This window comes from Kitasatospora sp. NPDC088346 (assembly GCF_044740765.1).
GTDB lineage: Bacteria > Actinomycetota > Actinomycetes > Streptomycetales > Streptomycetaceae > Kitasatospora.
In genome coordinates this window covers 23,170-34,488 of record NZ_JBIURH010000062.1, presented here as the reverse complement: position 1 = coordinate 34,488, position 11,319 = coordinate 23,170, and the positions used below count along the sequence as shown (strand labels likewise).

At 74.1% G+C, this 11,319-nt stretch carries 4 protein-coding genes and 1 pseudogene; 2 read left to right on the top strand and 3 right to left on the bottom strand.

All coding sequences use genetic code 11. The features are described 5' to 3' along the window. The first annotated feature begins 24 nt into the window (after nt 1-24). Together ACIOFR_RS37690 and ACIOFR_RS37685 are read left to right on the top strand one after the other, a co-directional pair. Nucleotides 25-4,122 carry a type I polyketide synthase gene (locus ACIOFR_RS37690; protein ID WP_401004646.1) on the top strand — a complete coding sequence of 1,366 codons (4,098 nt, stop codon included), beginning with the start codon at nt 25-27 and terminating at the stop codon, nt 4,120-4,122. A 261-nt stretch (nt 4,123-4,383) separates the two neighbouring features. Next, nucleotides 4,384-5,148 carry a thioesterase II family protein gene (locus ACIOFR_RS37685; RefSeq protein WP_401004645.1) on the top strand — a complete coding sequence of 255 codons (765 nt, stop codon included), beginning with the start codon at nt 4,384-4,386 and terminating at the stop codon, nt 5,146-5,148. Nucleotides 5,149-5,273: 125 nt separating this feature from the next. On the opposite strand, the gene ACIOFR_RS37680 is transcribed toward ACIOFR_RS37685, so the two are convergent. The 3 genes and pseudogenes from ACIOFR_RS37680 to ACIOFR_RS37670 form a co-directional block, all read right to left on the bottom strand. Continuing rightward, entirely contained in the window at nt 5,274-8,156 is a 2,883-nt protein-coding gene (locus ACIOFR_RS37680) for an AAA family ATPase (RefSeq protein ID WP_401004644.1), read from the bottom strand. A 1,023-nt stretch (nt 8,157-9,179) separates the two neighbouring features. After that, nucleotides 9,180-9,336, bottom strand: a pseudogene (locus ACIOFR_RS37675) (transposase family protein); the annotation flags it as partial. 290 nt (nt 9,337-9,626) lie between these two features. Then, nucleotides 9,627-11,306: a flavin monoamine oxidase family protein gene (locus ACIOFR_RS37670; protein ID WP_401004642.1), complete on the bottom strand. Its 1,680-nt coding sequence runs from the start codon at nt 11,304-11,306 to the stop codon at nt 9,627-9,629. Between the last annotated feature and the right edge of the window lie 13 nt (nt 11,307-11,319).

The window sequence follows — 11,319 nt, the reverse complement described above, 5'->3', positions numbered from 1 at the left end:
GGTGAGCTCACCGACGGTTCGGGGATGGACGCCGAGTACTGGTACACCAACCTCCGCACCACGGTGCGGTTCGCGGAGGCGGTCGACACTCTCCTGGCGGACGGTTTCGGTACGTTCGTCGAGGTCAGTGCCCATCCGGTGCTGGCGATGGCGGTGCAGGACGCCGCCGAGGCGGCCGGACAGGACACGGTGACCGTCGGCACGCTGCGCCGCGGCGAGGGCGGGCCCCGCCGGGTACTGGCCTCGTTCGCGGAGGCGTGGGTGCGCGGGGTGGGCGTCGACTGGCGGGCCGCCGCCCTCGTAGGCACCGACGGTCCGCGCTTCGACCTGCCGACCTACGCCTTCGAGCAGGAGTACTACTGGCCCCGCCCGTTGACCGGTTGGCTGGGTGATGTCGCCTCCGCCGGCCTGGGGCCCGCGGACCACCCGCTGCTCGGCGCCTCGCTGGCGCTGGCGGACGGTGACGGCGAGGGACACCTCCTCACCGGCCGCCTCGGCCTGGACTCCCACCCGTGGCTCGCCGACCACGCCGTGGGCGAGATCGTGCTGCTGCCGGGCACCGCCTTCGTCGAGCTGGCCGTCCGGGCCGGCGATCAGGCCGGATGCGACTGCCTGGACGAGCTGACGCTGGAGGCCCCCCTGATCCTGCCCGCCCGGGGCGGGGTACAGATGCAGCTCTGGGTCGGCGCCCCGGACGTCGACGGCCGACGCTCGATCGCCTTCTACTCCCGCGCCGAGGACGCCTCCGCCGACGAGCCGTGGACCCGGCACGCGTCCGGCCGGCTCTCCACGGGCACCGTGCCGGCGGCCGGCTTCGACCTCGCGGTCTGGCCACCGGTCGGGGCCACCGCCGTGCCGGTCGACGAGCTCTACCAGGGGTTCGCGGTGGCCGGGTTCGGCTACGGTCCGTTGTTCCAGGGCCTGCGCGCCGCCTGGCGTCGCGAGGGCGAGCTGTTCGCCGAGGTCGAGCTGCCGGAGGACGGCCGGGACCAGGCCGCCCGGTACGGGCTGCACCCGGCGCTGCTGGACGGCGCGCTGCACGCGATCGGCCTCGGCGGCGTGCTGGCCGAGGGCGGGCAGACCCGCCTGCCGTTCGCCTGGGGCGGGGTCAGTCTGCACGCCTCGGGGGCGACGGAGCTCCGGGTACGGATCACCCCTCAGGGGGCCGACACCGTGGCGCTGGCGGTCGCGGACGGCGCCGGTGCGCCGGTGGCCACGGTCGAGCAACTGGTGCTGCGGCCCGTCGCGGTGGACCGCCTCGCCGCGGGCCGGACCCCCTTCCACGACTCGCTGTTCCGGCTGGAGTGGACGGCGCTGCCGCTTGGCGCGCCCGCAGTGAACGCCCAGGGCGACGGCTGGGCCGTCCTCACCGGTACCGGTACCGGTGCCGATGCCCCTGGTGGCGGCGCCGACGCGGATGCCGGTTCGGACCCCCTGCTCGGGCTTCTCCGGGCGACCGCCTACGCCGGGCTCGACGCGCTGGCCGAGGCCGTCGCCGGGGGCGCGGCAGTCCCGAGTACGGTGGTGCTGCCGCTGTTCGAAGTGCTGCCGACGGCCGGCAGCACGGCGCACGCCACCCGTACCCGTCTGCACGGTCTGCTGGATCTGGTGCAGCGCTGGCTCACCCTGGAGCGCTTCGCGGACACCCGCCTGGTGGTGGTGACCCGCGGGGCGACCACCGCCGAGGACCTGGCGGCCGCCGCTGCCTGGGGCCTGCTGCGCACCGCCCAGTCGGAGAACCCGGACCGGATCGTGCTCGTCGACCTGGACACCGACCCGGCCTCCCCCCGCGCCCTGCCGCAGGCCGCCGAGTGCGGCGAGCCGCAGGTGGCCCTGCGCGCCGGCGAGGCGCTCGTCCCGCGCCTGGCCCGGGTGCCCGCCGACACCGAGGCCCCCGACACCGACCGGACTGCCTCACTCCCGCCCGGGTTCGACCCGGACGGCACCGTCCTGATCACCGGGGCGACCGGCCTGCTGGGCGCGCACCTGAGCCGGCACCTGGTCACCGCGTACGGGGTCCGCCGGCTGCTCCTGGTGTCGCGCCGGGGTCCGGCGGCCCGGGGCGCCGCCGAGCTGGCCGCGGAGCTGACCGGGCTCGGCGCCGAGGTCACGGTGGCCGCGTGCGACGTCGCCGACCGCGGGGCGGTCGCGGTCCTGCTGGACGGCCTGGAGACGCCGCTGACCGCCGTGGTGCACGCCGCGGGCGTGCTGGACGACGGCGTGCTCTCCGCGCTCACTCCGGAGCGGCTGGACGCGGTGCTGCGCCCGAAGGTGGACGCGGCGTGGAACCTGCACGAGCTGACGGCCGGCCACGACCTGGCGGCGTTCGTGCTGTTCTCGTCCGCGGCCGGGGTGTTCGGCATGGCGGGGCAGGCCAACTACGCGGCCGCCAACGCCTTCGTGGACGCGCTCGCCGACCACCGGCGGGCGGCCGGTCTGCCGGCGGTCTCGCTCGCCTGGGGCCTGTGGGCCGAGGAGAGCACGATGACCGGAGACCTCGGTGACGCGGGCGTCGAGCGGCTTGCCCGCGGCGGGGTGGGCGGACTCTCGACGGCGGAGGGCCTCGCCCTCTTCGACACCGCCCTGGCGGTCACCGCCCGCGCCACCTCCGACGGCGTCCACCAGGCCGTTCCCGGCAGCGCGCTGCTGGTGCCGGCCAGGATCGACCTGGCGGGCGTACGGGCCGGCGCGGCCGCCTCCGGGCAGGTCCCCGCGCTGCTGCGCGGCCTGGTCCGGATCCCGCCGCGGCGTTCGGCCACGGCCGGCGGGTCCTCCCCGCAGGCGCTGGCCGAGCGGTTGGCCGGGCGCTCCACCGAGGAGCGGGCCGAGGTCCTGCTCGACCTGGTCCAGGTGCACGCGGCGGCGGTGCTCGGCCACCCGCGGCCGGAGGCCGTCGACGCCGGACGGGCCTTCCTGGAGCTCGGGTTCGACTCGCTCACCTCGGTCGAGCTGCGCAACCGGCTCGCCGGGGCGACCGGCCTGCGGCTGCCGGCGACGCTGCTCTTCGACCACCCCGCGCCCCGCCTGCTGGCGGCCCGGCTCGGCGCCCTGCTCGCCGCGCACAGCGAGGCCGGGGGCGCCCCGGCCGGTGGTGCCCCGGCGGCCTCCGGCGGCGGGGACGGCGGGCGCCCGCTGGGCACCATCGGCACCCTGCTGAGGTCGGCGGCGGAGTCGGGGCGCAGCGGGGAGTTCATGGAGCTGCTGTTCGCGGCCTCCCGTTTCCGCCCGACCTTCGAGGCCGGGGCCACGGCAGCGACCGATGCCGAAGCCGGTACCGACACCGACCCGGGCACTGGGGTCGTCGCCGGTACCGACCGTACCGACGCCACCGACCGAAGGCCTGACGACCTGTCCGGCCCGGTGCTGGAGCCGATCCGGCTGGCGGACGGCCCGGCCGAGCCGATGCTGCTCTGCCTGCCCTCACTGCTGGCGATCTCGGGTCCGCACCAGTACGCGCGGCTGGCCGCCGCCCTCCGCGGCCGGCGGGCGGTGCAGGCGCTGCCGCTGCCGGGCTTCCTGGACGGGGAGCGGCTGCCCGCCGACGCGGCGGCGATCCTCGATCTGGCGGCGCGCAGCGTGCTGCGGGCGGCCGGGGGCGCGAAGTTCGCGCTGCTGGGCCACTCGACCGGCGGTCTGCTGGCCCAGGCGACGGCCGCCCGGCTGGAGGAGCTCGGCGCCGGACCGGCGGCCGTCGTGCTGGTCGACACCTACTCCTTCGAACCGGCCGGCGAGACGTCCGTGGCCGGGACGACCGGGCCCGGGACGTCCGGGCCCGCGGACTCCGTGGCCGGCCTGCTGCCGGTGCTGACCGGGGCGATGCTGGCCCGTGAGGGCGCGTACGTGCCGATGGACGACACCAGGCTCACCGCGATGGGCGGTTACCTGCGGCTGTTCACCGGCTGGCAGCCGGCACAGATCGCTGCGCCGACCCTGCTGGTGCGAGCGCCCGAGTCGCTGTCGGTGCCCGGCGATGGCGGCCGGGAGCTGACGAGCGGGGCCCGTGCCTCCTGGCCGCACGAGCACACGCTGCTCGACGGCCTGGGTGACCACTTCACCGTCATGGAGGAGCACGCGGCCGCCACCGCCGAGCTGGTCGGGAACTGGCTGGGCGAGGTGTGCTGACCCGGGTGCCGGCGCCCGGCGCGCCGGTGCCCCCGCCGCCGCCCCGGCCCGACCCCCGGCGGGCCGGGGCGGCCTCCGACCCGACAGGTCGTACCAACGACCGGAATGGCCCGGACCGACCGTGGGACCGGAACGACACGGACCAACCGTGCCACCGGGGTGACCCCGGCCCACCGCGCGACCGGGTGACCACCCAACCCGTACCACCTGAACAGCCCCCAGCGGGCGCACCCTGTACCCGGAGAGACGAGAGAGATCCGCATGACCCTGCCCAGCAACGCCGAGAACGACCTCTGGATCCGCCGCTTCCACCAGGCCCCGGACGCCCCGGTGCGCCTGCTCTGCCTGCCGCACGCCGGAGGCTCGGCGAGCTTCTACTTCCCGGTGTCGGCCGCACTGTCCCCGCGGATCGAGGTGCTGGCCGCGCAGTATCCGGGCCGTCAGGACCGTCGCGCCGAGCCGAGCATCGGCACCGTCGCCGAACTGGCCGACCGGATCCACGCGGTGCTCGGCACGGAGCGGGACGACCGGCCGCTGGCGATCTTCGGTCACAGCATGGGCGCGACCCTGGGCTTCGAGCTGGCCCGCCGGCTGGAGGCCGCCGGGCGGCCCCCGGCGGTGCTGTTCGTCTCCGGCCGGCGCGGGCCCGCCACGCACCGCGAGGAGACCGTCCACCTGCGGGACGACGACGGACTGGTGGCGGAGCTGAAGTCGCTCAGCGGCACCAACACCGCGCTGCTCGGGGACGAGGAGATCCTGCGGATGATCCTGCCGGCGATCCGCAACGACTACCGGGCGATCGAGACCTACCGCCGTCCGGAGGGCGGGCCGCTCGCCGCCCCGATCGTGGCGCTGATCGGCGACGACGACGTGAAGTCGACCGTGGAGGAGGCCAAGGCCTGGGCGGAGGAGACCAGCGGCGCCTTCACGCTGAAGGTGTTCCCGGGCGGTCACTTCTACCTGGCGGCCCACCAGCGGGCCGTCCTGGCCGAGATCACGGACGCACTGGCCGCCCACGCGTCCTGAGCCCCGGGCGCACTGGCCGCCCGCGCGTCCTGAGCCCCGGGCGCTCCCGCTCGGCGGCACACCGACGCCGCCGGTCCCGCTGTGCAGCGGGACCGGCGGCGTCACCGGACGGTGTGGGGGCCGGTTCAGGCGTAGCTGGCCGCCGCGCCGGCCGGGCTGCCGGTGGCCAGGCAGAGTTCACCGGGCAGGTCGCTGCGCCGGGTGACCTTCAGTTTGCGGTAGACCCGGGTGAGGTGCTGTTCCACGGTGCTGACGGTGATGAACAGCTCGCGGGCGATCTCCCGGTTGGTGTGCCCGAGCGCGGCCAGCGAGGCGACCCGCCGTTCGGCGTCGCTGAGGCCGCCGGTGCAGGCGGCGCCGGCCGGGCCGGGCACCTCCGGGAGATCGTCGCGGACGTCGGAGAAGAGGCTGGAGAGTCCGCGCTGGATGGGCTCGGCGCGGTGCTCCTTGGCCAGCTGCCAGGCCCGGTTCATCATGATCCGGGACCGCTTGTGGTCGCCGAGGTTCTGGTGTGCGTAGCCGAGGTCGGCCAGGGCCAGGGCGAGTTCGATGGGCGAGTCGCTGCGCTGGAGCTCGTCGACGGCCTGCCGCAGCAGGGAGGGGCGGTGCTTGAGCTCGGCGACGGCGGCGCTCAGGCGGACGGTCATGCCGCGGGAGCGGGACGGGCCGGGCTGGAGGCGCCGGGCCTGCTCGTCGATGAGGATCTTGGCCTGCTGGAGATTGCCGGCCTGGAGGTGGACCCGTGCGGCGGCGCCGCGCCAGGCCACCACGCTCGGCAGGTCGAGGTCCCAGTCCTGCATCATCTCGCCGCAGATGGTGAAGTCGTCGAGGGCGGCCTGCGAGTTGTTGGTGGCGAGCCGGAACTCGCCTCTGGCGTGCAGGTAGTGCAGGCCGTAGCGGGTCTTGTAGATCGCCTGCGGGATCGGGCGGTTGAGGAGTTCGGCGGCGTCCTCGTACTTGCCCATCGCGGTCTGGGCGGTCAGCAGCGCCGCGAGCGGCAGCCCGATGTTCACGCCCCAGCCCTGCCAGGGCATGGTCTCCAGGGCGGTCTTGGCGTCGCGTTCGGCGTCGGCCAGCCGGCCCTGGCGGACGGCGATCTGGCTGCGCAGGGCGAGCAGCGGCGGGCGCCAGCCCTCGGCGGCGTGGCCGATCCGTTCCAGCAGCTGGTCGCAGCAGATGGCGGCGCGTTCCAGCTGGTCGCCGTAGATCAGCGCGAGCAGCGCGAACTCGGCCTGCTCCCAGGCCCGGTAGGTGAGGCGCAGGCTGCGCAGGACCTGTTCGGCGGCGAGGAAGGTGTGTTCGCGGGCGCGGCCGCTGAGCACCTCGTCGAGGACGGCGGCGGCCTGGAGCTGGGGGTCGGCGCGGACGGCGGCGGGGGTGCTGATCTCGTCGACGCGGCACGGCCCGAGGGGCGGCAGGTCGGCCAGCGCGCCGGGGTAGGAGCTGGAGAGCAGCAGTTTGACGGTCTGGAGTTCGGCGGCGGTGCGGCTCTCCACGTCCCACTGCTGGCACATGATGTGTTCCAGGGTGGCGGAGGCCTCGGTGAGCCGCCCGTGCCGCAGCAGGTACTTGAGGACGACGACCGACTGCCGTTCGGCGAGGTCGCCGGCGCGCAGGGCGGCGGTGAGCTGGGGCAGGTGGCGGACGGCGTTCCCGGCCTGGAGCTGCCATTCGACGCCGGCCAGCAGGGTGAGCACCTCGCTGCGCCTGCGGTGGTCGGTGCAGCTGCGGTGGGCGTGCTCGACGCAGCGCCGGGCCAGATCGGCGTCCCCGTCGACCAGGGCCTGCCGGGCGACGTCGCAGAGCACCTTGGTGCTCCAGGCCTCGCCGGGTTCGCCGGAGGCGAGCAGCAGTTGGGCGATGGACCGTTCGGTGCCGCCGCGGGTGTAGAGCAGGTGGGCGGCCCGGAAGTGCAGCCGGCTGAGCTCGTCGGCGTCGGCGTCGTGCAGGACCGCGGTGCGGACGGCGGGGTGGCGGAAGCGGCCGTGTTCCAGCAGGCCGGCGGAGTCCAGGCCGCGGATGACGCGTTCGACGGAGGCGGGGGAGTGTTCCAGCAGGTGGCCGAGGACCTGTGAGCAGCTGTCCTCGTCGAGGACGGCGATGCCGCGGGCGACGGCCAGTGCCAGTGCCTCGCTGCGGTGCAGGCAGCTGACGACGGCCTGGGAGAAGGCGTAGCCGGCGCCGAGGGTGGCGGGGCGCATCTCGGTGGGCAGTCTGGTGCAGGTGCGCAGGTCGTCCAGCAGGGCGTGCACGAGCAGCGGGTTTCCACCCGTCAGGGCGTCGACCCCGCTGGAGAGTTCGGCGGCGGAGACCTCGTCGCTGCGGTGGGCGTCGGTGCGGTGGACCTGGTCGAGTCGGGAGCCGATGAGCTCGTCGACGCCGCGGCGGGTCAGCGGGCCCAGCATGACGCGGCGGCAGTTGGGCTGGCGCAGCAGTTCGGCGTGGAAGGCGGGCTGCGGGTGCTGGGAGGCGGTGCGTTCGGCCAGGACGACGGCGATCCGGGCCGAGCCGAGGCGGCGGATCAGGAACAGCAGCCACTGGAGGGAGTGCTCGTCGGCGTGGTGGACGTCGTCGACGCAGAGCAGCACCGGCGACAGGGTGGAGAGCTCGAACAGGACGGCGCAGAGCTCCTGGACGAGGTCGCCGCAGAGCTGGGCGTTCTGGGCCTGCGGTCCGGCGGCGGCCGCGGCGGTGGCGGAGCTGACGGCCAGGCGCAGCAGGCGCTGGACGTGTTCGTGTCTCGCGGGGGTGAGCGGCGCGAGGCGCAGCAGCTGGCCGGCGGTGCTGAGCGGGGTGCGGCTCTCGGCCTCCGCCCCGACGGCGCGCAGGGTGACGAAGCCGGCTGCGGCGGCCTGGTCGCAGAGCGAGCTGAGCAGGACGGTCTTGCCGGTGGCGACCGGGCCTGCCACCAGGCCGACCGATCCCATTCCGTTCACCGCGTCGGTTGTGAGGCGGGTCAGCTGAAGCAGTTCATCGCCGCGCTCGATCAGTTCGGGTCGGGCCGTCATGTACCGCGCTCCTTGCTTCGGTCCCGGTTGCCGCCGCTCGGGGCCGAGGATTCACTGTGGGCCGTGGACTGTTCAAAGGGAGTTTCCCGGCGGTAGGGCGCCGGGCGCCGTTCCGCGGGGTGAAGGATGGTTCGGGCGGGAGGTCGGAACCGTCCGTGTGGTGGTGGTTCACCGCTTCGGACGGGGCCGTCACTGCCCGGTGACGGTCTTTCAGGAGCAGGGGTCGACGAGGTGTCTGGAGGTGTCCGGAGGCTCTGCAGCAACCGAATTGCCGACCCTGATTCGATGAATGCCGTATCCCGTAGCCTGGAACACTGTTCCCCCGTGAACTGGCGTCGACAATTCGGTCTGACCCGGATGAAGAATGGTCCGAGATTCAACCAGAACCGTGTCCGCGCGGATTCCATGCCCGTCCGCTCCACCACCCTGCCGGTCATCCTGGCGGTGATTTGGAGTTGCGGGACAACTGATCCGAACATAACACTGCCGAGCCCCGCCGGACGATACTTGTCGTCAGGAACTGATCAAGTTTTGCCACCCTAGGTGGGCTAGGGGTGGCGCTAGGGGCCCCCCATTCGGCGGGGGTAGACCGGGCAAGTGGGGGCGAACCGGGCAAAACACCGTTCGACCGTCCGTGCACAGGTCGGGCGCATCCCGTTAACCCTCGAACGCGTGTCCTGTGCGCGCGGCCCGCAGGTTCGCCGGCGATTCGAAGCTCCGGCGGTGAGCCGTAACTGTCCCGTAATTGTTGGGACATATACGCCGACGGCCGGCTCCCCTAGCGTTGAAGCTGAGGGGAGCCGGCCGTCGGTCGTCATTGCGCGATGGGCGGGAGGTTCGGCTGCCGTGCGTTCTTCTGCGGCCGCACGGTGTTCTACGGCGGTGAACCGTCGCAGCAGACGAAACAGTCGGAACAGTCCGCGCCCGGTGGGTGCGCGGGCGGAGGGACGGTATCGGTGTCGGTGGCGCGGAGGGTCCTGACGACCAGTCGGCACCGGCGGCGGCGCAGCGTGCTGGTGAAGTCCAGGTGCGGGCCCAGGTGCCCCACGATCCGGTCCGCGGCGGACTTGGAGACGCCGAACAGCGCGGCGATCTCGCGCATCGTCAGGTCGGTCCGCCAGTAGCTCACCACGAGCAGGACACGGTCGCCCAGTCCCAGCGTCCAGCGGCGTCCGGCCCGCGGGCCCTCGTCGCCGGCGAGCGGGCGGAGGGTCTCCAGCAGCTGGGCGAACTCCGCGGCGCCGAGGCCGGTCAGCAGCTGCACCCAGGTGGTCTCCGTCGCGCTGATCAGCCGCGGCACGACCGGCCCGGGCGGCTCGGTGCCGGGTGGCTCCGGACGCGGCTCCGTGCCGGCGCGGACCTGCTCGTCCCGGCCGGTCCCGCTGCTCGTACCACGTCCACCGCCACCGTCCCTCATCGCCCCAACCTCGTGCCCCCCGACCGACGCTCGCTTGCCCCCGAGGCGGGCGCTCACTCCTCCGGGAGGAGGACGGGCGCGATCTCGTCGAAGACGTCCCCGGGGCCGGGATTGGCCGGATCGCTGGTGCCGCCCAGGTGGCGCACCACGCCCCAGACCGCGTTGAGCGCGGTGGTGACCGCGCCCTCGGCGAACCCCGCCGTCCAGGACACGTCGTCCCCGGCCAGGAAGAACCCGCGCTGGCCGGCCGGCAGGTCGTCCTGCACGAACTGGGTGAACAGCCGGCGCTGGTAGCGGTACTGCCCGGGGAGGTTCGCCTTGAAGGCCCCCATGAAGAGTGGCTCGGTCTCCCAAGTCACCGTGATGGGTGGTCCGATGATATGCCTACGGAGTTCCACGCCGGGGTAGATTTCCGACAGCCGGGTGAGCAGCACCTCCAACCGCTCCTCGTCGCTCAGCGTGGCCAGCTTCAGCGAGTCGTCGTTCCACGTGTACGACAGGCACATCACCCCCGGACGGTCCGGTCCCTCGTCGAAGAGGTAGACCCCGCGGGGCGCGCGGTCGGTGAGCGTCATGCTCATCACGTCGTCCCCGGTGCGGGGATCGACGTCCAGCCAGAACGGTCGGTCGGTGAGCACGAAGAGCTTCGAGGCGCCCATGTAGTGGGTCCGCTCCACGGCCGTCCAGTGCTCCTGCGACAGCAGCGCGGGATCGCACTCGACGCGGTTCAGCAGCGTCCACACGTGCGGCGTGAAGACCACCGCCGGATAGTGCTCGCGGGCGCCGTCGGCGGCCGTCACCTCGATCCCGTCCCCGGCCCGGCGCAGCGTCCGTACCCCCGGGCGCGGCCGGCCGCCGTGCAGCGAGGCCAGCGAGGTGCCGGCCGGCCAGTGCCCGCCCGGCCCGACCGGCAGCGTCCACAGCCCGTCGACCAGGCGCCCGGTGCCGCCGTCCAGACGTACCTGGTCCTGGTCGGCGCCGGTGTAGACCACCCGCAGCACCTCCAGGATGGAGTTGGGGAAGTCGGTGTCCCAGCCGCCGGTCCCGAAGCCCACCTGCCCGAAGATCTCCCGGTGCCGGAACGACCGGAAGTACGGCGAGGCGGCCAGGAAGCCGTAGAAGGACTGGTCGTCCATGGTGCGCACCATGCGGTTCCACACCGCCTTCATCAGCGGGGCGTCGCGGCGCCGCACCGAGTCCTCCATGACGCTCAGCTCCGCCTGCTCCAGCAGCGTCTTCTCCCAGGCGTCGGCGACCTCGCGGTACACCGGCGGCAGGTCGTCCACCGTCCGCGCCGTCCGCCGCTCGCCGTGCAGGTGCACCACCGTGCTCGGCGTGTGCGCCGCGAGCGGGTTGGGGAACGGGCTGGTCGCCAGGCCCAGCGCGTCGACGTAGTGGAACAGCGTCGTCGCCGACCGCGGGAAGCGCATCGCGCCGAGCTCCGCCGTCACCCCCGGATCCCCCGGGAACGGCACCTCCCGCATCCGGCCGCCCAGCTCACCGGCCTCGTACAGCACCGGCCGCAGACCGATCCGCAGCAGCTCGTACGCGGCCACCAGACCGGCCGCACCGCCGCCCACCACCGCCACCGGGGCGCCCAGCCGCTCGGCCGGCACCCGGCCGAGCCCGGCCGGGTGCCGCAGCCAGTCGTCGTAGGCGAACGGGAAGTCGGGGCCGAACATGGTCAGCGGAGCGGTCACGCCGCGCGGGAACCCGCCGGTAGCGGAAGACATGGGACACCTTTCG

What these genes read in the sequence shown, in the direction of transcription:
- ACIOFR_RS37670 (WP_401004642.1), bottom strand. Translation starts at nt 11,306, where the DNA reads ATGTCTTCCGCTACCGGCGGGTTCCCGCGCGGCGTGACCGCTCCGCTG.
- ACIOFR_RS37685 (WP_401004645.1), top strand. Translation starts at nt 4,384, where the DNA reads ATGACCCTGCCCAGCAACGCCGAGAACGACCTCTGGATCCGCCGCTTC.
- ACIOFR_RS37680 (WP_401004644.1), bottom strand. Translation starts at nt 8,156, where the DNA reads ATGACGGCCCGACCCGAACTGATCGAGCGCGGCGATGAACTGCTTCAG.
- ACIOFR_RS37690 (WP_401004646.1), top strand. Translation starts at nt 25, where the DNA reads ATGGACGCCGAGTACTGGTACACCAACCTCCGCACCACGGTGCGGTTC.